General features: G+C 69.0%; 18 protein-coding genes. 7 read left to right on the top strand and 11 right to left on the bottom strand.

Annotation, left to right across the window (positions count from 1 at the left end; translation table 11 throughout):
• Positions 1 to 57: 57 nt before the first annotated feature.
• The 5 genes from ACWEPG_RS10410 to ACWEPG_RS10390 all read left to right on the top strand — a co-directional run bounded on the left by ACWEPG_RS10410 (position 58) and on the right by ACWEPG_RS10390 (position 9037).
• Positions 58 to 3345 (top strand): protein kinase domain-containing protein, encoded by a 3288-nt coding sequence (locus tag ACWEPG_RS10410; RefSeq protein ID WP_452594348.1) that lies wholly within the window; start codon positions 58 to 60, stop codon positions 3343 to 3345.
• A gap of 255 nt (positions 3346 to 3600) precedes the next feature.
• Complete coding sequence (locus tag ACWEPG_RS10405; RefSeq protein ID WP_450116632.1) at positions 3601 to 5190, top strand: AMP-binding protein; 1590 nt, start codon at positions 3601 to 3603, stop codon at positions 5188 to 5190.
• 187 nt (positions 5191 to 5377) lie between these two features.
• Entirely contained in the window at positions 5378 to 7024 is a 1647-nt protein-coding gene (locus ACWEPG_RS10400; protein WP_452594347.1) for a DUF222 domain-containing protein, read from the top strand.
• 517 nt (positions 7025 to 7541) lie between these two features.
• Complete coding sequence (locus tag ACWEPG_RS10395; RefSeq protein WP_450117265.1) at positions 7542 to 8180, top strand: TetR/AcrR family transcriptional regulator; 639 nt, start codon at positions 7542 to 7544, stop codon at positions 8178 to 8180.
• Entirely contained in the window at positions 8180 to 9037 is an 858-nt protein-coding gene (locus ACWEPG_RS10390; protein ID WP_452594346.1) for a 3-hydroxyacyl-CoA dehydrogenase, read from the top strand. Before ACWEPG_RS10395 ends, ACWEPG_RS10390 begins: the two co-directional genes overlap by 1 nt.
• A 108-nt stretch (positions 9038 to 9145) precedes the next feature.
• Here ACWEPG_RS10390 and ACWEPG_RS10385 read toward each other — a convergent pair whose 3' ends face one another.
• The 8 genes from ACWEPG_RS10385 to ACWEPG_RS10350 form a co-directional block, all read right to left on the bottom strand.
• Positions 9146 to 10291: an acyl-CoA dehydrogenase family protein gene (locus tag ACWEPG_RS10385; RefSeq protein WP_452594345.1), complete on the bottom strand. Its 1146-nt coding sequence runs from the start codon at positions 10289 to 10291 to the stop codon at positions 9146 to 9148.
• A gap of 52 nt (positions 10292 to 10343) precedes the next feature.
• Complete coding sequence (locus ACWEPG_RS10380; protein ID WP_450117084.1) at positions 10344 to 11702, bottom strand: MFS transporter; 1359 nt, start codon at positions 11700 to 11702, stop codon at positions 10344 to 10346.
• A gap of 86 nt (positions 11703 to 11788) precedes the next feature.
• Entirely contained in the window at positions 11789 to 12583 is a 795-nt protein-coding gene (locus ACWEPG_RS10375; RefSeq protein WP_452594344.1) for a MaoC/PaaZ C-terminal domain-containing protein, read from the bottom strand.
• Entirely contained in the window at positions 12580 to 13758 is a 1179-nt protein-coding gene (locus tag ACWEPG_RS10370; protein WP_450117082.1) for an acyl-CoA dehydrogenase family protein, read from the bottom strand. The genes ACWEPG_RS10375 and ACWEPG_RS10370 overlap by 4 nt, the downstream gene beginning before the upstream one ends.
• 9 nt (positions 13759 to 13767) lie before the next feature.
• Positions 13768 to 14571 (bottom strand): enoyl-CoA hydratase/isomerase family protein, encoded by an 804-nt coding sequence (locus tag ACWEPG_RS10365; RefSeq protein WP_450117081.1) that lies wholly within the window; start codon positions 14569 to 14571, stop codon positions 13768 to 13770.
• Positions 14568 to 15977, bottom strand: a complete 1410-nt coding sequence (locus tag ACWEPG_RS10360; protein WP_450117080.1) for an amidase — start codon at positions 15975 to 15977, stop codon at positions 14568 to 14570. The genes ACWEPG_RS10365 and ACWEPG_RS10360 overlap by 4 nt, the downstream gene beginning before the upstream one ends.
• Complete coding sequence (locus tag ACWEPG_RS10355; protein ID WP_450117079.1) at positions 15970 to 16728, bottom strand: SDR family NAD(P)-dependent oxidoreductase; 759 nt, start codon at positions 16726 to 16728, stop codon at positions 15970 to 15972. The genes ACWEPG_RS10360 and ACWEPG_RS10355 overlap by 8 nt, the downstream gene beginning before the upstream one ends.
• Before the next feature lie 43 nt (positions 16729 to 16771).
• Positions 16772 to 19195, bottom strand: a complete 2424-nt coding sequence (locus tag ACWEPG_RS10350; RefSeq protein WP_452594343.1) for an alpha/beta fold hydrolase — start codon at positions 19193 to 19195, stop codon at positions 16772 to 16774.
• Positions 19196 to 19375: 180 nt separating this feature from the next.
• On the opposite strand from ACWEPG_RS10350, the gene ACWEPG_RS10345 reads away from it, so the two are divergent.
• On the top strand, positions 19376 to 20017 hold the full coding sequence (locus tag ACWEPG_RS10345) for a TetR/AcrR family transcriptional regulator (protein WP_450117077.1): 642 nt from the start codon (positions 19376 to 19378) through the stop codon (positions 20015 to 20017).
• A 71-nt stretch (positions 20018 to 20088) separates the two neighbouring features.
• Here the strand turns inward: ACWEPG_RS10345 and ACWEPG_RS10340 are convergent, their stop codons facing one another.
• The 3 genes from ACWEPG_RS10340 to ACWEPG_RS10330 all read right to left on the bottom strand — a co-directional run bounded on the left by ACWEPG_RS10340 (position 20089) and on the right by ACWEPG_RS10330 (position 21989).
• Positions 20089 to 20241, bottom strand: coding sequence for a hypothetical protein (locus ACWEPG_RS10340; RefSeq protein ID WP_450117076.1), 153 nt, complete (start codon positions 20239 to 20241; stop codon positions 20089 to 20091).
• A 58-nt stretch (positions 20242 to 20299) separates the two neighbouring features.
• Positions 20300 to 21355 carry a DNA polymerase IV gene (locus ACWEPG_RS10335; protein ID WP_452594342.1) on the bottom strand — a complete coding sequence of 352 codons (1056 nt, stop codon included), beginning with the start codon at positions 21353 to 21355 and terminating at the stop codon, positions 20300 to 20302.
• 103 nt (positions 21356 to 21458) lie between these two features.
• Positions 21459 to 21989, bottom strand: coding sequence for an MmpS family transport accessory protein (locus ACWEPG_RS10330; RefSeq protein WP_450117075.1), 531 nt, complete (start codon positions 21987 to 21989; stop codon positions 21459 to 21461).
• A gap of 531 nt (positions 21990 to 22520) precedes the next feature.
• Between ACWEPG_RS10330 and ACWEPG_RS10325 the strand changes: the two genes are divergently transcribed.
• Positions 22521 to 23267, top strand: coding sequence for a phosphoglyceromutase (locus ACWEPG_RS10325; protein ID WP_450117074.1), 747 nt, complete (start codon positions 22521 to 22523; stop codon positions 23265 to 23267).
• Positions 23268 to 23311: the final 44 nt, after the last annotated feature.

Here is a 23311-nt window from a genome sequence, read left to right as displayed (position 1 = left end):
CGGAGGTGACGCCCGATTGTCGCCGATCCCGGTGCGGCAGCCGGAGTGTGTTGTGTGATGACGGATCCGTTGCGAACCCGGCGCGACGAGGCATCCAGCGTTGTGGCGGAGCTGAGCGACGCGGGATTCGAGGATGCCCAGGTCATCGGGCGAGGCGGATTCGGCGTGGTGTACCGCTGCCGCCAGCCGTCCCTCGATCGCCTGGTTGCGGTGAAGGTCCTCGCAGGCGACCTGGACGAGGACAACACGGAGCGGTTCCTCCGCGAACAGCGGGCGATGGGGCAGCTGACCGGACATCCGAACATCGTGGCCGTCCTGCACGTCGGGGTCATCGCGGGCGGGCGGCCGTATCTCGTCATGAGGTATCACCCGCAGGGCTCCCTGGAGGACCGAATCCGGCGGCAAGGCCCGTTGTCCGTCGAGGACGTGTTGCGGCTCGGTGTGAGGATCGCAGGTGCGCTGGCGACCGCACACCGCGTCGGCATCATCCATCGTGATGTCAAGCCCGGGAACATCCTCGTCACCGACTACGGCGAGCCGGCGCTGTCGGATTTCGGCATCGCTCATCTCACCGGTGGATTCACCACCGTGACCGGAAGTGTCACCGGGTCCCCGGCCTTCACCGCGCCGGAGGTACTCGGTGGGCAACCGTCGACACCCGCATCGGATGTGTACAGCCTCGGTGCGACACTGTTCGCCGCCTTCACCGGCCATGCCGTGTTCGAGCGGCGCGAGGGCGAGGACGTGATTGCCCAGTTCATCAGGATCGCCACCGCGCCGGTTCCCGACCTACACGAGCTGGGTGTGGCGGGTGACGTCGCCGAGATCGTCGAACGTGCCATGGCGCGGAATCCGGATGAGCGCCCGTCCGCGATCGCACTCGGTGAGCAACTTCAGCGATTGCAGGAAGGGAGGGGCCTGCGCGTCGACGACCTGGCCATGCCGAGTACAGAACAGGAACCTTCGGGCGGCCATCCCGAACTGTCCGTGTCGGGTGCCGGCCGCACATCCGGCGCGGGATCCCGCTCCGGCGAGAAGTCGTCGGTCCGCAACGCGAACCTTCCCGCCGAGGTGTCCAGGTTCGTCGGGCGACGAGCAGAGGTGGCCGAGGCGCGGCGGCTGTTGGCGCGCTCGCGGCTGGTGACGTTGACCGGTCCGGGCGGTGTCGGCAAGACCCGGCTGGCACTGCGCGTCGCCCAGAAGAGCCGACGCGATTTCGCCGACGGGGTGTTCCTGGTCGAGCTGGACCAGCTGCAGGACGGCACGCTCTTGCCCGACGTGGTCGGAAACGTGCTCGGGGTCAGGTCCCAGACCGCGCGGCCACCGACCGAGGTGCTGGCCGAGTTCGTGGCGGCACGCGAGTTGCTCTTGGTCCTCGACAACTGCGAGCACCTCACGGATGCCGTGGCGGGTCTCCTGCAGGAGCTGCTTCGTGCGAGCCCGAAGACGAGAGTGCTCGCCACCAGTCGGGAAGCGCTCGGGATCGGGGGAGAAGCGTTGATGCGCGTGCCCCCGTTGAGCTTCCCTGGGTCGGACGAGCACGGTGGCATCGTCGCATCGGGTGACGCGGTCGATCTCTTCGTCGACCGGGCTCTCGCCGCTCTACCCGGCTTCGAGTTCGATCAGAGCTCTGCGTCGACCGTGGCCGAGATCTGCCGGCGCCTGGAGGGCGTCCCATTGGCGATCGAGCTTGCCGCGGCGCGGCTGCGAGTGATGTCGCTCGACCAGATCTTGCATCGACTGACCGATCGTTTCAGCTTGCTCGGTCACGGAAGTCGGGCCGTGCCGACCCGGCAGCAGACCCTGCGCGGATCCATCGACTGGAGCTACGACCTGTGCACCACCGAGGAGAGAGAGGCATGGGTGCGCCTGTCCGTGTTCGCGGGCAGTTTCGAACTCGACGCCGCCGAACAGGTCGGGAGATTCGGTGCGGAGGAGAACTCCGATGTACTCGACCTGCTGACCGCACTGATCGACAAGTCCATCCTGACGCGCGAGGACTGGGGCGGCGGCGTGCGCTACCGGATGCTGGAGTCACTTCGTGAATACGGCTGGGCGAAGGCCGATCTGGATGTCGGACATGTGGCGCTCGCGCGTCTCCACCGGAACTGGTACCGGCAGCTGGCAATGGACTCGGCAGAAGGGTGGATCGGTCCCGAACAGCTCGACTGGGTTGGCCGACTCGGCCGCGAAGAAGCCAATCTTCGGGAGGCGCTGGAGTGCGCACTGGGTGCGGACTCCGGCGATGTCCCCGCCGAGTTCGCGCTGGAGTTCGCAGTTGCGCTTCACCCGTTCTGGTTCTCGACCGGCCGGCTCGGCGAAGGGCGCTACTGGCTGGGGCGTGTCCTCGAGCCCGATGGCGAGGTGCCATCGGCCGTGCGCGTGAAAGCGTTGTGCAACAGCGCACTTCTGGCGGATCTTCAGGGCGATGGCGAGACGGCGAAGGTGTTGATTGCGAAGGCCCGGTCTCTCGGCGACCTGGTGTCGGATCCGATCGCGCGCGCCTACGTGGATCTCGCCGACGGGCACCATTCGGTGTTCGCAGGTGAGTTGTCTCGTGCGGACGAATTCTTGACGGCGGCCGTGGAGGCACTCACTGCGCGGGGAGATCTGCAGGCGCAGGTGATGGCGCTGATGACGATCGGCTGGGCGCGGGAGTCTCAGGGCGACGCCGAGGGGGCCGCGGATTGCTACGGCAGGGTTCTCGCCGTCACCGAACCCCGATCCGAGTCGGTGTGGAGGTCATACGCCCTGTGCGGCATCGCGATCTCGGCGTGGCGCATCGGAGACGTCGACCGGACGCGCGACGCAGCGCGACAGGCGCTGCAGATGGCCCGGTCGCGGAGGGACTTCCACCTGGTGTCGGTGTGCCTGGAAGTCCTCGCCTGGGTTTCCTTGGCGGACGGTGACACAGGGCGCACCGCCACGCTGCTGGGCGCGGCGCAGGCGCAGGGACACGCAGGGGGCTCGGTCGTGGTGGTCCCGAACATGCGTGCACATCACGACGACTGCGAGAACCGTGCGCGGTCCGCACTGGGCCAGAAGGTGTTCGAGGAAATGCACGACCAGGGCGCAGCGTTGAGCTTCCGCTCCGCGATCGAACTCGCTTTGGGCGAGCGGACCCGACCCGCCGCGACGAGCGCCGAATCGGCGAGGGTCCTGACCAGGCGCGAGCGTGAAGTGTCCGAGCTCGTGGCAGAGGGCCTGACGAACAAGGCGATCGCTGCTCGACTGGTGATCTCGCCTCGGACCGTGGACGGTCACGTCGAGCACGTCATGACCAAGCTGGGTTTCTCGTCTCGCGCACAGATAGCGGCGTGGGTCGTCGAGCAGAGGGACCGCTGATCCGGGTTCGCACCGGACCGACGGGTCGGCAGCGGACCGGCCCCGGCCGTAGACGGGTCGGCTGTACCCACGGGCGCACGCGGTCGTGTCGCCCCGGGAGGGCGGTGGCGGCTGCCAGGGTGTGCCCGATCGCTCGTGAGCCGCCGTGCGACCGGCGCGGACGAGCAACCCCGGCATCGACCGTGAGGACGTGTTGAAGTAGATTCGGGACACTGAGCGCGCGCTTAGTTCTGTACCCGGACGAGGAGTGGTCCCGTGAGCTTCAAGAGCCCCTACGCCGATGTCGAGATCCCGAACCTCGGTCTTTACGACTTCCTGTTCGGCTCGATCGCGGAGGCGGACCTGGACCGGGTCGCCCTGATCGACGGCCGAACCGGTGCGGAGACCGACTACCGCACGCTGATCGCGAAGATCAATGCCGTGGCCGGGGCGCTCGCGGCACGTGGGTTGCAGGTCGGGGACGTCGTCGGGCTGCACTCGCCGAACTCGCCCGAGTTCGCGATCGCCTTCCACGGCATCCTGCGCGGCGGCGGCACGGCGACCACGATCAACGCGCTCTACACCGCCGCCGACATCGCCAAGCAGCTCAAGGACTCCGGCGCGACCGCGCTGTTCACCGTCTCGCCGATGCTGGCCCAGGCGGTCTCCGCCGCCGAGCAGGTAGGCATCCCCGCCGAGCGCGTCTTCGTGCTCGACGGCGCCGAAGGGCACCTGTCGCTGGCGGACCTGATCGCCGAGAACGCCACCGCCCCCGCCGTCGACTTCGATCCGGCCACCCAGGTCGCGGTGCTGCCGTACTCGTCCGGCACCACCGGTAACCCCAAGGGCGTCAAGCTCTCTCACCGGAATCTGGTCGCGAACGTCTGCCAGATCCGGCCCCGACTCGGGGTCCACGCCGACGACCGCGTCCTCGCTCTGCTGCCGTTCTTCCACATCTACGGCCTGACCGTGCTTCTCAACGCCTCGCTGTACCAGCGCGCCAGCCTGGTCACGATGGCGAAGTTCGACCTCCCCGCGTTCCTGACGCTGGTGTCGGAAAAGAAGTGCACCTACGTCTTCGTCGCACCGCCGGTCGCGCTGGCCCTGGCCAAGCATCCGATGGTCGACGAGTACGACCTGTCCAGCGTGCACACCATCCTGTCCGGGGCGGCCTCGCTCGACGAGGAACTCGGCAAGGCCGTCGCGACCCGCCTCGGCCTGCGGGTGCTGCAGGGCTACGGCATGAGCGAGCTGAGCCCGGTCAGCCACAACCTCGCGTACGACGAGGAGGGTGTGCCGCTCAGTTCCGTCGGCAAGCCGGTCGCGAACTCCGAGAACAAGATCGTCGACCCCGGTACCGGCGAGGAGATCGCGGTGCCGGCGGAGGGTCGCAGCGAGCCCGGCGAGTTGTGGGTCAAGGGCCCGAACGTCATGCTCGGCTACCTGAACAACGACGCCGCGACCGCCGAGACCCTGGACGCGGACGGCTACCTGCACACCGGCGACATCGCCGTCGTCGATGCGGACCGCAACGTCTACATCGTCGACCGGCTCAAGGAACTCATCAAGTACAAGGGCTACCAGGTGCCGCCGGCGGAGCTCGAGGCCCTGCTGCTCACGCACCCGAAGATCGCCGACGCCGCGGTCATCGGCGTCCTCGACGACGAGGGCGAAGAGGTGCCGAAGGCGTTCGTCGTCCTGCAGCCCGGCGCGGAGCTGACCGAGGGAGAGGTCATCTCCTTTGTCGCCGGGCGGGTCTCGCCGCACAAGAAGGTGCGCCGGGTGCAGTTCATCGACACCGTTCCGAAGTCCACGGCGGGCAAGATCCTGCGCAAGGATCTGCGGGCCGCGGAGGCGCGGGGTTAGTTCTCGTCGGGTCTCGTCACAGGGCGCCGTTGTCTGATTCAACCGGACGACGGCGCCCTGGTCATTCACGGGTGGTCCGTCGCGATCGTGGGAGAGGAATGTGCCTCCCGAGCGGATTGAGGTCGGCTGACCGCGCGAAAGTACTGACATCGAGCCCATTCTTCGCTAGAATTCGAACATCAGTTCGATGACGCCGGGGGGTGGCGAGCAGATGGACGAACACCTGACAGTGCTCGCCGCCGCCGTCGACGACCTGCTCGCCGACCCGCTGACCGGGCTCACCGACGACGAGGTCATCGACGCGTTGCAGCGGATGGAAGTATCGCTGCGGAAGGCCTCCGCGGTCGGACACCGGCTGATCGTCGAAACGGTGGAGCGGTCGATCCCCGGAAATCTGCACTGCCGATCCGTGAGCGAATTCCTCACTCAGACCCTGCGGATCTCCGGCGCCGCCCGACGGGTCAAGGGCGCGAACAAGGTTGGGACCTGGCACACGATCGGCGGCGACCCGATGGATGCGGTTCTGCCGGTCACCGCGCACGCCGTGCGGGAGGGTGTCGTCGGCCCGGATCATGTCGCAGCGATCGCGAAAACCATGCGCAAGGTCCCCCACGGCACCGGCGCCGACGAGATCGCGGTGGCGGAGAAGATCCTGTCCGACGCCGCCCGCACCATGCCTCCCGAAGACGTCACAAAGGTCGGCGTGCATCTGCTCACGCACCTGAACCCGGACGGTGACGGCCCGGACGAGAAGGACCGCAGACGCCGCCGCGGCCTGCGCATCGGGAAGCAGGGAACTGACTTGATGACACCAATCTCGGGATTACTGAATCCGGAAACGAAGGCGTTGTTGGATCCGGTCCTCGCGAAACTCGCCCGCCCCGGGATGAACAATCCCGACGATCCCGAATCGCCCTGCGGCGACATCGAATCCGACACCCTCGACCGAACGGCGCTGGCGAAAGCCGCCGCCCGCGACACCCGCACCGCCGTGCAACGCAACCACGACGCACTGAAAGTCGCCCTACGGCACCTGCTCTCGTGCGGGGTGTTGGGTAGTCATCGGGGACTGCCCGTCACCGCGATCCTGACCATGTCCGTGCGGCAGGTCGAAGAAGCATCCGGGGTGGCCACCACCGCCACCGGCGGACTCGTCCCGATCCGTGATGCGCTCCGAATGGCCGAGAAGGCACATCCGGTGCTCGCGCTCTTCGATCACAACGGCCGGCCGCTGCACCTCGGTCGGTCGAAGCGTTTGGCATCGGCTGATCAGCGACTCGCACTCATCGCCGCCTCGCGTGGCTGCACGAGACCGGACTGCGACGCACCAGCCTCGATGACCGCCGTGCATCACCTGACCGAATGGAACAAGGGCGGACGCACCGACATCGACGCTCTCGATCTCGCGTGCGATCACTGCCACGCCCTCGTCCACGACGGCCCCGGCGGCTGGCAGACCCGCAACGCAGCGGCAACCCTCGACCGCACCGGCCGGGCCGGAGCAGCATGCACCTGCCGGACCGTGAAAGAAGCCACCGGCCACGCAGGCAGCTCTGGCCGTACCGAAGCAGAAACAACGGGCAATGCAGGCCGCACCAGCCGTACCGCGGCGACGACCCCCGACCGCAGCGGCGACGCCGGCCGCACCGAATGGATCCCACCGCCGCACATCGACCCCACCCGCACACCGCGGGTCAATCAACGCCACCACCTCGGCGACATCCTCGCCGCAGCGCTGGCGCACCACCGCGCCCGCCGCGACGCAGAACTGCGCGAGCATCGGCGGCTCTGGGAGCGCGACGTGGATGGGGCCGGCGACGGCGACGCACCGTAGCCACGGACGCACACGCCCCCCGCACACGCCCACGCCGGGTGAATCCAGGTCGAGACGCGGGGCGGCCACTCTGGCATCGGTCATGCCGTGGCCACCTCGAAGACATCCTCGCCGCAGCGCTGGCGCACCACCGTGCCCGCCGCGACGCAGAACTGCGCGAGCATCGGCGGCAGTGGGGGCGCGACCGGAAAGAGAAAGACGACGGTGACGCGCCCTGACGAAGCCGATGTATCCGCTGTCCCACATGCCCGGATGTCGACCCGCGAATCGGAGCGCGTACCCACACATGGCCGCAAGCGTGCGCCCGGATCATCGGAGTTGGCCGAGGTGCTCAGGCATTCGGTTCACCCGGACGACCTAGCCCTTCTGTGTCAGGGTGGTGGTATTGGTCGACGTGGCCCGGGTCGGCTTGGGGGTGCCGCGTGAAACCCACCACTACCTGGGGTCAGAAGCAGAAAACTGAGTAGACTCATTAATGAGTCAAATTCGATCAGGTGGCTGCGGGAGGTGAGATCCGATGCAACGAACCGCAGGGGGCCGCCGTGAACGCGGCAAGGCCGAGAAGCAGACCCGGATCTGCCGCGCCGCGCGGGACCTGTTCGCCGAGAACGGTTACGAGGCCGTGACGACCCAGCAGGTCGCCGACCGCGCGGACGTCGCGATCGGGACGCTGTTCCGATACGCGTCGTCGAAGGCCGAACTGCTTCTCATGGTCTACAACGAGGCTTTCGCCGCGGCGGTCGCCCAGGGCGAGGTCGAGTCGGCGGGAGTCGCCGACCCCGTGCAGCGGGTGCTCGCGCTGATCGGCCCGGTGATCCACTCGGGCCGCGATCACGACGAGAACCTCGTCGCCTACCAACGCGACCTGCTGTTCGGTCCGCCCGACGCCCCGTTCCGGGTGGCCGGACTGCAGATCGTCACCCGCCTCGAGGAGCTGATCGCCGCGTGCCTCACCGGCGGCGATCCCGCGGACGAGGACGCGACCGCCGCCGGGCGGGCGGTCTTCGCCGTCCTCCACCTGGAGATCGCAGGGCCAGTCGTCCGGGCGTCCGAGCCCGGCGTCGCCTCCGGCGCGCTGCGCCGTCAGGTCGAACTGATCGTGGCGGGCTACCAGGCCCGCCGTCCACAACAGCAGTCAACGAAGGGAAGAGCTTGATGACCGCCATCACCAAGATCACCGTGCTGGGGACGGGTGTCCTCGGCTCCCAGATCGCTTACCAGAGCGCCTATCACGGCGTCGACGTCGTCGCCTACGACATCAGCGACGAGATCCTCGAGAAGGCGAAGGCGCGGTTCGCGGGCCTCGCCGAGACCTACAAGGCCGAGGTTCCCGGCGCCAGTGACGAATTGGTGCAGAACGCGCTCGGCAAGATCTCGTACTCCGCGGATCTCGCAGATGCCGTCAAGGATGCCGACCTCGTGATCGAGGCCATCCCCGAGATCCTCGACCTCAAGCGCGACACCTACACCAGGCTCGGCGAGGTGGCGCCGGCGAAGACGATCTTCGCGACCAACTCCTCGACACTGCTGCCGAGCGACCTGAAGGAGTTCACCGGCCGCCCCGAGAAGTTCCTGGCCCTGCACTTCGCGAACCACGTCTGGCGGCAGAACACCGCCGAGGTGATGGGCACCGACAGCACCGATCCCGAGGTCTACCGCCGCGTCGTCGACTTCGCCACCGCGATCGGCATGGTTCCGATCGAGCTCAAGAAGGAGAAGGCAGGCTACGTCCTCAACTCGCTGCTCGTGCCGTTCCTCCGTGCGGGCGCCGAGCTGCTCGTCGACGGGATCGCCGACCCCGAGACCGTGGACAAGACGTGGCGGATCGGTACCGGAGCCCCGCTCGGACCGTTCCAGATCTACGACATCGTCGGTCTGACCACCGCCTACAACATCTCCGCCGCCGGCGACGAGCCGCAGCAGCGGTTCGCGAAGTACATCAAGGAGAACTACATCGACAAGGGCAAACTCGGGGTCGCGACGGGCGAGGGCTTCTACAAGTACACCTCCTAGGCGCGGCAGCCGCCGACGGAAAGTGGGCGTCGGGCACGGGAATCGCTTCCCGTGCCCGACGCCCACTTCTGTGACGGTCTCCGGCCACCCGGGGAGGCGGCGGGCGGCTCAGAGACCGTACGACTTTCCGATGATCTCCCGCTGGATCTCGTTGGTGCCGCCGTAGATGGTGGCACCGAGGGCGGTGCGGACGTGCTGCACCATGTCGAACTCGGTGGAGTAGCCGTAGCCGCCCATCATCTGCATGCCCTCGAGGGACATCGCCTTGGCGACCTCGGTGGCCTTGAGCTTGGCCATCGACGACGCCCGCGCGAGATTTCCGGTGCTCGCCGGGTCGTCGGCCTGTGCCGCAACGGAATACACCAGCAGCCGGGCGCACTCGATCTCCGTCGCCAGGTCCGCCAGCCGGTGCTTGACCGCCTGGAACGAGCCGACCCGCTGACCGAACTGGGTGCGGTCGGTGACGAAGGTCAGGCAGTCGTCGAAGGCCCGTTCGGCGGTGCCGAGCAGCTGCGCGGCCAGGATCAGCCGCTCGGTGGCCAGCCCGGCCATCAGCTGGGCCCAGCCCTGCCCGACCTCACCCACCACCGCGTCGGCGGGCAGCACGCAGTCGGTGAAGTAGAGGTCGTTGACCTCGGTGCCGTTCATCGTGTCGATGCCCTTGACCGCCATGCCCGGCGTGCCTGCAGGCACGTGGAACATGGTGAGCCCGTGGTGCTTGCGCTCGCCGCGCTCGGTGCGGGCCACCAGCAGGATGCTGTCGGCGAGGTGCGCATTGGTGCACCACGTCTTCTGGCCGTTGACCACCCAGCCGTCGTCGGTACGTTCGGCGCGGCAGGTCAGGGCCGCGACATCCGATCCGGCGCCCGGCTCCGACATCGAGATCGCCAGCGCTGCACCCTCGGCGAGCCGGCCGAGGACCTGTGTCTTGAGCTCCTCGGAGGCGAACTTGGAGTAGATGCCGCCGGTGATCAGCGTGGTGCCGTGCCAGGGCACCGGCGCCATCCCGCGGGCCAACTCTTCGAGCAGCACGCACAGGTCGACGTGGTTGCCACCGGCGCCGCCGTACTCCTCGGCGACGTTGATGGCGGCCCAACCGAATTCGGCGATCCGCCGGTTCAGTTCGAGGCTGTGTCCCTCGCGGCCGCAGTCGGTGAGCTTGTCGCGCTGCTCGCGGGTACCGACCTCGCGGCGGCAGAAGTCGCGGACTGCGGCAGCGAATTCGCGCTGCTCCTCGGTGAGCGTGACGGTCATGGTTACTCCTGGCTGGATGGGCGAGATGGGCCTACGGCCGCAGAGGGGTGGGTCACACCGGGTCTGCGACGGGAACCGGTCGGGCGACGGTGTCGCGTTCGCCGTCGGCGTCTTCGGTCTCGGTGACGAACGAGCGGCGGGTGCTGTACGCGGACACGAACGAGATGATCGCGCACAGGACCAGGCCCGCAGCCAGCGGCCACCAGTGCTTCGAGCCGTCGGTGGGTACCAGTGCGGCAGCGACCAGCGGGGTCGGGGCGGCCCAGGCGACACCCGCGAACGCGCTGCACAGCGCGACACCGCTGTAGCGGACCTCGGTCGGGAACAGCTGCGCGGTCATCGAGGAGACGACGGCGTAGGTGGTGGCGTGGCCGAGGACGAGGGCGCAGGTGAACGCGACCGTCATCAGCGCCATGTTGCCGGTGTTGAACAGGGCGAAAAGCGGGAAGGCGAAGGCGCCGGTGAACACCACGCCGCCGATGAAGACGGTCCACGCGGGCACCTTGTCGCAGAGGATGCCGACCCCGATCATCGCGAACAGGTCGACCGTCGCGGCGATCAGCAGGATCATCAGGGTGTCGCTCCGGGTGAAGCCGTGGATGTTCGTGGCCATCGTGAGCATGTAGGTGGTGATCAGGTAGAACAGCACGATCACGCTGGCCTGCAGACCGATTCCGGCGAGCACCTTGCCGGGCATGGTGCGGATGACCTCGAGGATCGGATGCTCGACGACCGCGGCGGTCTCCTTCACCTCGGTGAACTCGCTGGATTCCTCGACACCGAGGCGGATGATCATGCCGATCACGACGAGCACGAAGCCGGCCAGGAACGGGATCCGCCAACCCCAGGACATCAGCTGGTCCTCGGGCATCCGGGCGACGAAGTACATGACGATCGTGGCGAGCACGAGGGCGAGCGGGCTGGCGATCTGCGGCGCCGAGCCGTAGAAGCGCATCCGGGACTTCGGAGCGTTCTCGACGCTCATCAGCACCGCACCACCCCACTCGCCGCCGACCGCGACGCCCTGGAGGAACCGCAGGGCGGTCAGCATGATCGGCGCCCAGATGCCGACCTGATCCCAGGTGGGAAGCAGACCGATCAGACCGGTGGCGGCACCCATCACGGTGAGGGTGGTGATCAGGGTGGTGCGTCGGCCGAGCCGGTCACCGAGGTGACCGAAGATGAACGCGCCGACCGGGCGGGCGAGGAACGCGACGCCGAGGGTGGCGAAGGATGCCAGGGTGCCGACGTTGCCCCCCAACGCCGGGAAGAAGATCGTCTTGAAGACCAGGGTGGCCGCGGTGGCGTAGATGAAGAAGTCGAACCACTCGACGGTGGTGCCGACGAGGCTGGCGAGGAAGGCGCGCTTCTGCTGCTTGGTGCCGAAGCTGGAGGCTGCGGGTGTGGTCATGGGAGGTGCCCTTTCAGCGGGGACTTCTCGAGGTACTTGGGGGTCCTTCGGTAGAGCTGAAAATCCGGTTCGAACTGGGGGAGCGGTCAGAAGCGGGCGTGCCCGCCGGTGAGCACGCCGGTGGTGTCGATGCGGGCGTCGAAGTCCACGCCGCCATCGCCGGCCTGCGCGCGGATGGTGAGGGTGTTGTCGGGCAGGACCGGTGCGGCGAACCGGGCCCGCAGTTCGGTCAGTTCCCAGGGCTGGGCGCCGGCCGCCTCGGCGACGGTGCGGGCGGCGATGCCGAGGGTGGCCAGGCCGTGCAGGATCGGGCGGTCGAAGCCGTAGCCGGTGGAAACCTCGGGGTCGATGTGCACCGGGTGCAGGTCGCCGGTGAGCCGGTACAGCGCAGGCAGATTCGGCTCGACCCGGAACTGCCGCTCGAAGGCGGCGCCGTCGAGATCGACGCGTGGGCTCGACGGGGCGCGCTCGCCGCCCCAGCCGCCGGAGCCGGGCAGGTGGATGGCGTAGGTGGCGGTGAACTGCTCGCACTCGACGGCGATGTCGATGGTGGCGGCGTTGCCCTTGTCCCACACCTGCGCGACGGCGGCGCGCATCTCGAGCTTCCCGGCCTCCGGCAGCGGAGCGTGCACGACCAACTGCTGCGCCGCGTGCAGCGACTCGAGCCGGTCGTAGGCGCCGAGCCCGCCCGCGTCCTCGACGGCCCACAGGCCCAGGCCGAGCCCGAACGTGGGCAGCACGCGCAGGTCCCGCTCGTAGACCAGCGGCAGCTGGTCCGGCTTCGCTCCGACGCACAACGCGTAGAGGATCGCGTCGGTCTCGGTGTAGGAGACGACCCGGGTGCCGAGGTCGTGGCCCTCGAGGGCGGCGACGGCGCTCACCGGAAGGCTCCGATGTTGGTGACGGCCTGGCCGAGGACCAGGGTGTGCACCTCGTTGGTGCCCTCGTAGGTGTACACGGACTCGAGGTTGTTCATGTGCCGGATCACGGGGTACTCCAACGTGATTCCGCTGGCACCGAGCATGCCGCGAGCCTCGCGGGCGACGTGCAGGGCCTGGGCGACGTTGTCCTTCTTGCCGAAGCTGATCTGCGCCGGAGCCAGTTGGCCTGCGTCCTTGAGCTTGCCGAGGTGGATCGCCAGCAGGTGCGCCCGGTTGACCCGGATCAGCATGTCGGCGAGCTTGCCCTGGGTGAGCTGGAAGCCGGCGATCGGCTTGCCGAACTGGGTGCGCTGCAGTGTGTACTCGAGCGCGGTCTCGTAGCAGTCGCGGGCGGCGCCGACCGCGCCGAACAGGATGCCGAAGCGGGCCTCGTTCAGGCAGGACAGCGGGCCCTTCATCCCGACGACGTTCGGCAGCACCGCTGAGCCGGGCAGGCGCACGTTGTCGAGGACGATCTCGGCGGTCACCGACGCGCGCAGCGAGAGCTTCTTCTCGATCTTGCGGGCCTGGTAGCCGGGGGTCTTGGTGTCGACGACGAAGCCGCGGATGCCCTCCTCGGTCATCGCCCAGATCACCGCGACGTCGGCGAGGGAACCGTTGGTGATCCACATCTTGGTGCCGCCCAGGATCCAGTCGTCCCCGTCGCGCTTGGCGGTGGTGCGCATGCTCGACGGGTCTGATCCGGAGTCGGGTTCGGTCAGGCCGAAGCAGCCGATGGCCTCGCCGGCGGCCATCCGCGGCAGCCACTCCTGCTTCTGCTCCTCGGATCCGAACTTCCAGATCGGGAACATCGCCAGCGAGCCCTGCACCGAGACGAAGCTGCGGGCGCCGCTGTCGCCTGCCTCGAGCTCGAGGCAGGCCGTGCCGTAGGCGACGGCGCTCATGCCTGCGCAGCCGTAGCCGTCGAGGTGCATGCCGAGCATGCCGAGCTTCCCGAACTCGAGCGCCATCTCCTTCGGGAACTCGTGGTTCTCGAACCATTCGCCGACGTTCGGCTTGATCTGCTCGCCCACGAGCTGACGGACGGTGTGCGCGACCATCCGCTCCTCCTCGCTGAGCAGCTGCTCGAGCGCGAGGAAGTCGCGGGGATCGGGGGTGAGGGAGGTGTTCGTCATGGAATGTCCTCAGCGCTTGGGGGCGGCGGTGCCGCCGGTGGTGGGTTCGGGGACGGTGGTGACAGCGGCACTGCCGCCGTGTCTTTCGGAGGCGGCCGCGACGGCGGCGTGCCGGGCCGGGCTGTCGAGCAGGCCGATGCGGGTGGCATGCCATTCGGTGTCGTCGTAGCGGCCGTCGTCGAGACTGCGCAGCAGCGCGCGGGTCGCGGCGAGCGCGTCCGGCGGGATCGACGCGAGCCGGGTGGCCAGCGCCAGGGCCTGCTCGCGCGGCTCACCGTCGGCGCGGTGGGTCGCCAGGCCGCCGGCGACGGCGTCGTCCGCGTCGAAGCGGTCGGCGAGCACCAGCAGCCGGGTGACGGTGGCCCGCGGCAGGGTGGCGTGGATCCTGCGGATCGACTTCGGGTTGTACAACAGCCCGAGTTCGACGGCGGGGACCCGGAACCAGGCCCCGGCGCCGACGATGCGGGCGTCGCAGGAGGTGACCAGCTCGACCCCGGCGCCGACGCACGGTCCGTCGATCGCGGCGACCACCGGGACCGCGGCCCCGCGGATCGCGGCGGCTGCGGCGTCGAGGTCGACGTCGTAGTCCAGGTCAGCGGAGGTGCCGGTCAGGTCCGCGAAGTCGGCGCCGGCGCAGAACACCCGGCCGCTGCCGGTGAGCAGCACCGCCCGCACGTCCGCCGGCAGGCCGGTGAACGTCTCCCGCAGTTCCCGCAGCAGGCTGCGGGACAACGCGTTCCGGCGGTCCGCCCGGTCGAGGACGACCTCGAGGACGTCCCCGTTCCGACGCAGGGTGAGCTGGGCGCCGGTCACGACACCGGCTCCGGCTGTGGCATGACCTCGACGCCGTCGAGGCGCGGGACGGCCCACCGCTCACGCAGTGGGCTGTAGTCGAATGCCAGTGCGGATTCGAGGGATTCGGCCAGGTTCAGCAGGTCCGCGTCCCGGTCCTGCGCCGCGACGAGCTGGGCGCCGATCGGCAGTCCGTCGGACAGGCCGACGGGCAGCGTGATCGCGGGGGTGCCGGCCACGTTGAATGGGGAGGTGAACGGGAACGCTCCCCACAGCCAGTCCACCTCGACGCCGTCGATTGCCTCGGGCCGGTCGCCGTGCGGAAACGCCACCGTCGCAACGGTCGGGGTGAGCACCGCGTCGAAACGACCCAGGAACAGGTCGATTCGGCGGCGGAACTCCGGCAGCGCCTCCCTGGCCCGGGCGACGTCGGAACTGGCCAGCTTGTTCGCCGCCCGCAGACTGGCGTGCTCGTATGCGGTGAGCAGGTCCGGGTTTTCGAGCAGGTGCCCACGCTCGCGCAGTTCGTCGTCGAGGACGAGTGGACCGAAGATGTCGCTCCATCCGTCGATCGGGATGTCCCGCTGCACCACCTCGTGGCCGAGATCGGACAGCACGCCCGCGACCACGTCGAGCCGGGCGGCGATCGGCGGATCCACCGGACGGCCCTCGGGCCGTGGGCAATACGCGATCCGCAGCTTCGGCCCGGTGCGCCGCACCAGTGTGGTGTCGGCGAGGACCTCGACCATCAGCCGGGCGTCGTCGACGGTCCACGCCAGGGGGCCAGCGGTGACGAAGTCGGTCATCGCCCGGAACCCGCGCTCGTCGGGGCACATGCCGGTGGTCGGCTTGTACCCGACGAGGCCGCTGAACGCGGCGGGGATGCGGATGGAGCCGCCGCCGTCGGAGCCCAGTGCCAGGGAGGCCAGGCCGGCGCCGAGGGAGGCCGCGGCGCCACCGCTGGACCCGCCGGGGGTGCGGGTGACGTCCCAGGGGTTGCCGGTGTCGGGGCCGAGCCGGTTGTCGCTGGTGGCGGACTGGCAGAACTCGGGAACGTTCGTCTTGCCGGGCATGACGGCGCCGGCGGCACGCAGCCGGGCGACGACCCCGGAGTCGGAGCGGGCGACGCGGCCGCGCTGGGTGAGGGAGCCGAGGCCGGTTTCGGTGTCGGCGAGGTGGAAGGCGTCCTTGATGGACACCGGCACGCCGAGCAGCTGTCCGGTCTCGCCGGCCCGGTAGCGGGCGGCGGCGTCGGCGGCCTGCGCGCGGGCCAGCGCGGGGGTGAGCGTGACGTAGGCGTGGAGTCGGCCGTCGAGGCGCTCGATCCGGTCCAGGACCTCCTCGGTGACGTCGACCGGGTCCAGGTCGCCGCGGGCGTAGGCGCTGGTGAGTTCACGCACCGGCAGGTGCAGGGGAGACTCAGCCATGCGGATGCACCCCACCCGAGATGCCGTACACCTCGCCGGTGACGTAGCCGGCGTCGGGGCCGACGAGGAACGACACCAGGCCGGCGACGTCCTCGGGGCGGCCGACGCGGCCGACGAGGGACCGGTTCTCGGCGTAGCCGGAGAAGAACTCGTCGGGGTAGATCTTGCGGAGGAAGTCGTTGTAGATCAGGCCGGGGGTGACCGCGTTGACGCGGATGCCGAACTTGCCGTTCTCGGCGGCGGCGACGCGGGTGAGCGCGAGGACACCGGCCTTGGCGGCGGAGTAGGCGGCTCCGTGCTCGGTGCTGGTCTCGTAGGCGGAGATCGAGGAGATGTTGACGATTGCGCCGGAGTTGGCCTGCTGCATCAGGGGCAGGGCGTGGCGCATCGTGTGGAAGGTGCCGGTGAGGTCGACGTCCAGGCAGCGTTTCCAGGTCTCGGAGGACATCTCGGCGACCGGCTCGATCTTCGACCAGCCGGCGTTGTTGACCAGCACGTCGAGGCGGCCCTTGGTCTCGGCGATCTTCGCGACGACGGCCTCGACCTGCGCCTCGTCGGTGACGTCGAGCAGGTGGTGGGAGAACTCGCGGCCGTGCTCGGCGGACAGTTTGGCGGCCAGCTCGCCGCACCGGCGTTCGTGGATGTCGGTGACGATCACGTCGAAGCCGTCGGCGGCGAGGCGTGAGGCGATCGCGGCGCCGATGCCGGCGCCGGCGGCGGCGGTGACGAGGGCAGTGGGACGTTCTTGCATGGCAAGGCCTTTCGAGGGGGGAAGGGGTGCGCGGTGCGCGGGGTCAGCCGGCGAGGGTGCGGCGGAGGAGGGCGATCGTCTGCTGGGGCTGGTCGACCACCATCAGGTGCCCGGCTTCGGTGATCTCGGTGTAGCTCGCGTGCCCGATCGCGCCGAGGATGATGTCGGCGGCCTTCCTGGGACAGAAGCTGTCGTGGTCGGCGCCGATGATCGTGACCGGGGTGTCGGTGCCGATCTCGGCGAGGGCCGGGGTGAGCGGTGCGTCGACGAGCGCGGCCATCGCGGTGGAAGCGTTGAGGTAGCCCGCGGCGTCTCCAACGGCGGCCAGCCGCGCGGTGGTGACGGCGTCCACGTCGGAGGACGGATTGTGCAGGGCGGCAGCGGTGTCCGCGTGCAGGGCCTCGCGCTGTGCGGCCTCGTCGTTGCCGCGGAACAGTTCGATCCGGCCGGCGTAGAAGCCGGCGGCGCCGCGGCCGACGACGCTGGAGGTGCCGAGCGCGACGACCGCGGTGACCAGGTCGGGGCGCTGCGCGGCGGCGGACAGGACGACGGTGCCGCCGAGGGAGAAACCGATGCAGACGGCCGGTCCGGTGACCTGCTCGAGGAAGACGATCAGATCGTCGCGCAGTTGCGTGAGGGTGCCGTCGCCGGAGCCGGCGGTGCTCCGGCCGTGCCCGCGCAGGTCGTAGGCGTAGGTGGTGTACTCGCCGATTCCGGCCTGCTGCACCGTGCGCCAGCTCAGGCGGTCCTCGGCGAGGCCGTGGATCAGCACGACGGCGGGCCCGGAGCCGGCGCGGGTGTAGGTGACGTCGATGTCGCGCAGTGTGACGGTCTCGGTGACGAGATCGGTGGTGCCGCTGGTCATGTCTGCTCCTGTCGAGATCATGTCTCTGAGAACGTTCTTGCGGATCTTTCCGGCGGGGGTCTCGGGCATTTCGGTGACCACTTCGATGGACTCGGGCCACAGTCGGCGCGGGACGCCGCGCTCGGCGAGCCAGTCGACGAACTCGTCGAAGCCGGGGGCGGTGCCGAGCGGCTGGAGGACGGCGCAGATCCGTTCTCCGAGGCGGTCGTCGGGGCGTCCGATGACGGCGACGCGGGCCACCTGCGGGTGTCCGGCGACGGCATTCTCGATCTCCACCGGCGAGATGTTGACGCCGCCACGGATGATCAGGTCCTTGATCCGGCCGGTCAGCCTCAGGTAGCCGTCGGAGTCGACGATGCCGGTGTCGCCGGTGCGGAACCAGCCGTCGGAGGTGAACGAGGTGCGGTACAGCTCATCCTGGCCGATGTAGCCGAGAAACAATGAGGGCGTGCGCATCACGATCTCGCCGTCGGTCCCGCGCGGGGCGATGGCGCCGTCCTTCGTGATCGTTTCGAGTGCCACCCCGGGCATCACCTTCCCGCAGGTTCGCGCGACGAGTTCGGTGGTGTCGCCTGGGAGGCTGGAGGTGGCGCCGCCCTCGCTCATCGCCCAGATCGCGGCGATGCGGGTGCCGGGCATCTGGGTCTGGGCGAGCTCGATCAGGCTGGGTGCGACCGGCGCGCCGCCGCAGAGGAAGACGCGCAATCCGTTCAGTTTCGGTGTGTCCGAGTCCCATTCGGCGTCCACCACGTCCTTGAGGAACGGGGTGGCGGCGACCGTGATCTCGCATCCGTATCGGTCGACCAGATCGAGTGCCCGGCGCGGGTCCCAGGCGTCCTGCAGGATCAGCGTCGCTCCGGTCATCATCGACATCCGGGCGCCGTGCCAGAAGCCGGTGCTGTGGCCGAGTGGGGAGGGCATGAAGATCGGGTGCTCGCCGGTGACCTGATAGCGGTCGATGACCATCCGGTTGTAGGCACTGAGGCCGGCCTCGGAGTGCGCGATCGCCTTCGACTTGCCGGTGGTGGACGAGGAGAACAGGATGTGCGCGAGTCCGGCCGGGTACTCGGGGACGGCGGTGTCCGGTCCGTCGAAGGTGCGCCAGGTGCGGGTGCGGTGGTCGCCGTCGATCAGCAGGGCATGGACCAATCGGCCGAGTTCGGCTGCAAGAACATCGGATTCGGCAGTGAAGTCGCGTCCACGATGGGATCGCGGCAGGATCACGGCCTTCGCCCCGACCAGGTTCGCGGTGTAGGCGACGGATTTCGGGTCGGTGGTCACCGGGAGGGTGCCCGCGACCAGTCCGGCGCGGACGACGGCCAGGTAGGCGGCCATCCACTCGGTCCAGTTCGGCAGGCAGACCACGACGACGTCGCCGGCGACGAGGCCGCGTTCGATCAGTTCGGCCTCGATCTCCGAGGACAGGTCCCACAGTTCGCGGCGGGTCAGAACGTGGTCGCGGTCGTCGCGGACGGCGACGGCCTGCGGATCCCGCGCCAGGTGGCCGCGGAAGAGGGCCAGGGGAGTCTCGGTGGTGGGGGACTCGCCGGCCGGGCACCCGTCGAGGGCGATGGTGGCGAGAGTGGCTACGCGGGAATTCACAGCGACTCCGTTTCGGTGAAAAGCCGGGTGGGGGAAGCGCAACGCGGGGAGATCGCGGCGTCGATGGAATGATTCTGTGGGGTAACCCGACTCACAGTCAAGAGAGTGACGTCGCTTTTTTGTAAACTCTGATCATCAGTCTGTTAACCAGCTACGATTCGCGCAACGAAAAGGAGAGGTATGCCGCACGTACCGAACACCACCAAGGGGCGTCAGACTCGCACCCGCCTCCTCGACGCGGCCCGGGCCGTGTTCGCGCGTGATGGTTACGTCGGTACGACGATGAGCGGGGTGGCCACGGAGGCCGGCATGTCGCTCGGGGGGCTGTACCGGTACTTCAAGGACAAGGACGACCTGTTCTCGGCGCTGATCGCCGACACCCACGACGACCTGTTCCGGGCGAGCGGAAACCTGAAGCACCGGCTCGAGGACGAACCGTACGAAGCCCTGCTCGAATCGAACACCGGCTACCTGGCGCACTACTACGACAACCGCGACATCATGCGCACCCTGGTCGAGGCCGCCAGCGTGGATCCGCAGTTCCGGGAGTTCTGGTGGAAGATGCGCAACCGGCACATCGACCGGTTCACCACCGCGTTGAAGTCCAAGTGCGGCATCGTCGAGGTCGCCGGCCAGCCCTCCTCGGTGATGGTGGAGGCGATGGCCTGCATGGTCGAGCAGTCCGCGTACGTCTGGTACGCGCAGGATGCCCTCCAGGACCGGACGATGCCGGTGGAGCAGGCTGCGGAGGTCGTCACCAGGATCTGGTTCGCGACCTTCTTCGGCGGGCAAGCGGACGGTCACTCCAGCGCGGCCTCGTGACAGACCGATCGACGAGTCGGGGTGCTCGCCGGGCGCTCAGGTGCCGGATGGATCGTCAGGCCCATCGCTCCTCAGTCTGCGCGGCCGGCGGCTCGTCGTCCTCGTAGTCGAGCGGCGGCGAGGTCTCGTGCCGGTCGCGTGCCCGGGATGACGCGGCCGAACACGACGGCGGTCACCATCGACACCGCCAGCCACGCGCGCAGTGCCCACACGATCCACTGCATACCGCGAGGATGCGTCGGTCGTTCGGCTGACAGTGCCGAATGTCCGCCGGGCCCCGGGTCAGGTGCCCGGCGGGGTCATGTCCAGGCGCACGCCGAGCAGGCGCACCGCGCGCGACGGGTCGAGGCGGTCGGTCAACGCGACCGCGGCCTCGGCGATCACCGCTTCGTCGAGCGTCGGCTCGGGCAGGGCGCTGCCGGTGGTATGGGTCTCGAACGGGGCGTAGCGCACCTTGAGGGTGACGCGGACCGCCGGCCGGCCCTCCGCCCGCACATCCGCCGCGACCCGCCCGGCCAGGGTGCGCACCTCGTCGGTGATCGCGGTGCGGTCGGTGATGTTGTGCTGGAACGTGGTTTCGCGGCCGTGCCCGCGGGCCACATACGGTTCGGCGTCGACTTCGGTGCGGCCCCAACCGAGGGCGAGGCGCCGCAGCCAGGGCCCGGTGGTCGGGCCGAGGGTCGCCGCGAGCGTCGCCTCATCGGTGTCGGCCAGTTCGCGGACGGTGTGGACTCCCAGCGCGGCAAGCTTTTTCGCGGTCTTGGCGCCGATGCCCCAGAGGGCGGACGTGTCGCGGTCGCCCATCACGGCGAACCAGTTGTCGGCGGTCAGCCGGAATGTGCCCTGGGGCTTGCCGAATTCGGTGGCGATCTTCGCGCGGAGGGTGTTGTCACCGATGCCGACCGAGCAGTGCAGTCCTGTCGCGTCGAGGACGGCGGCCTGCACCGTGCGGGCGAAGGCGTCGGGATCGGTGGTCTGCACGCCGAGGAACGCCTCGTCCCAGCCGAGCACCTGGACGACGGCATCGAGCCCGCGGAGGGTGTCCATGACGACCTTCGAGGCGGCCGTGTAGACGTCGGCGTCGACGGGCAGGAACACCGCGTCGGACACGTCCCGCAGCTTGCGGGCCGCAACGCGCAGCGGCATCCCGGACCCGACGCCGAACTCGCGGGCCTCGTAGGAGGCGGTGGAGACGACACCCCGCTCGGTGGGGTCGCCCCGGCCGCCGACCACGACGGGGCGGCCCCGGAGCTCCGGCCGGCGCAGCACCTCGACCGCGGCGATGAACTGGTCGAGGTCGACGTGCAACATCCAGCGCTCACGCGGATCTCGGTCCATCACGTCAGTGTGCGCCCGCGGCGACGGCCCGGCCCGCCGGCCCGGCGCCGACCGAACCGGAGCGCGCCGAGCGCTTCGGACGCCACGCCGGTGTCGTCGAGTCCTACTCCGCGGTGCCGGAGCAGGACACGACAGCGAACTGACCAGTGGAGGTCTGTTCGCTGATCACCGCGCCGTTCTGCCGAATGGTGCAGGTGATCGTGGTGGCCGTGTCGTCGGCCTGCGCGGTCAGGGACACGATCTTCAGGCCGGAGACCGTCACGTCGCGGCTCCACGGGAGGGCGGCACCATTGTCCTGTGCGGTGTTCGCGGAATCGCCGCTCGTGTAGGTGATGTTGCTGGCGGTCGGACCGTCACTGGTCACTTCGTAGGTGACGTTGACGACTTCGTTGAGATTCTTGTCGATTTCGTTCGCGGCGCCGCCGAACAGTGCGGCGCAGCCCCCGAATACCAGGACGCACAGCAGCACGACGCCGCCGAGTATCCAGGGCCATTTCTTCCGCTTGGATGGCGGCTGCTGGTAGTAGCCGGGCTGTGGGTACTGCCCGGGCTGTGGGTACTGAGCGGGTTGGCCGACGTGCCCACCGGGCGGGTACTGGCCGGACTGTTGAGGATCTTGCGGGGGAACCGACATGGCAGCACTCCTCGAGTCTCAGGAAGCCCGGCTTCGGACACGCGCCGGTGCGGTCCGACAATCGTCACACGTACGAAATCGAACAGACCGAAGAGTTTGTATTCTGCTGCGCTGCTGAGCTCGAAGCGTTACCTCCGAATGCACTCACCCACCGGCGACACGAATCGGGATGCTTGTGGACGTCTTTCGGTGTGCAGCGGATGCGACAGCGTCCCTCCGGCCCGGCGTCAGAGTTGTGTCAGGTGTCGAACGGGCCCAGATCGGCGCCGTTCGCGATTTCCGGGGAAGGGGACGTGGTGGCGATTCCGGTCAGCACCGACCGCCTCGTCACGCCGTGGTTACCCTGATCGTGTTGTTTCTTTCCCGCATGTCAGGGTCCCGTTCGACCGTGCGCCACGGTGACAACGGTCGTTGTCGCCGTGACATGTATCTCACGCGGCGGGGTATCGAGGAGGGGGACTCGCAGAATGGCCTGGTCCGACGGGGTGGTGGCCCGCCCGGGGCGGAGCGGGCGCGTGCCAGGATGGGCGCATGACTATCGGAACCCTTGTGCTGCTCCGCCACGGCGAGAGCGAATGGAACGCGATGAACCTGTTCACCGGATGGGTGGACGTCCCGCTCACGGACAAGGGTGTCGCGGAGGGCAAGCGCGCCGGGCAGCTGCTCAAGGAGCACGACCTGCTGCCCGACGTGCTGTACACCTCGCTGCTGCGCCGCGCGATCAGCACCGCGAACATCGCGCTCGACGCCGCCGACCGGCACTGGATCCCGGTTGTCCGCGACTGGCGCCTGAACGAGCGGCACTACGGCGCGCTGCAGGGCAAGAACAAGGCGCAGACCAAGGCCGAGTACGGCGACGAGCAGTTCATGCTGTGGCGGCGTAGCTACGACACCCCGCCGCCGCCGATCGAGGCCGGCAGCGAGTACAGCCAGGACGCCGACCCGCGGTACGCGAACCTCGAGCAGGTCCCGCTGACCGAGTGCCTGCTCGACGTCGTCAAGCGCCTGATCCCGTACTGGGAGGACACCATCTCCCAGGAGCTGCTCGCCGGGAAGAACGTGCTGGTCGCGGCGCACGGCAACTCGCTGCGCGCCCTGGTCAAGCACCTCGACGGCATCTCCGACGAGGACATCGCGGGCCTGAACATCCCGACCGGCATCCCGCTGCGCTACGACCTCGACGAGAACCTCAAGCCGCTCAACCCGGGCGGCACCTACCTCGATCCCGAGGCCGCTGCGGCCGGTGCCGCGGCCGTCGCCAACCAGGGCGCGAAGTAGCAACACCATGACGACGACCCGGGCCCCGCACGCGGATCCGCGGA

This window comes from Rhodococcus sp. NPDC004095 (assembly GCF_053604015.1).
The sequence above is the reverse complement of the archived record's forward strand: the minus strand, read 5'-3'. Positions and strand labels throughout refer to the sequence as shown.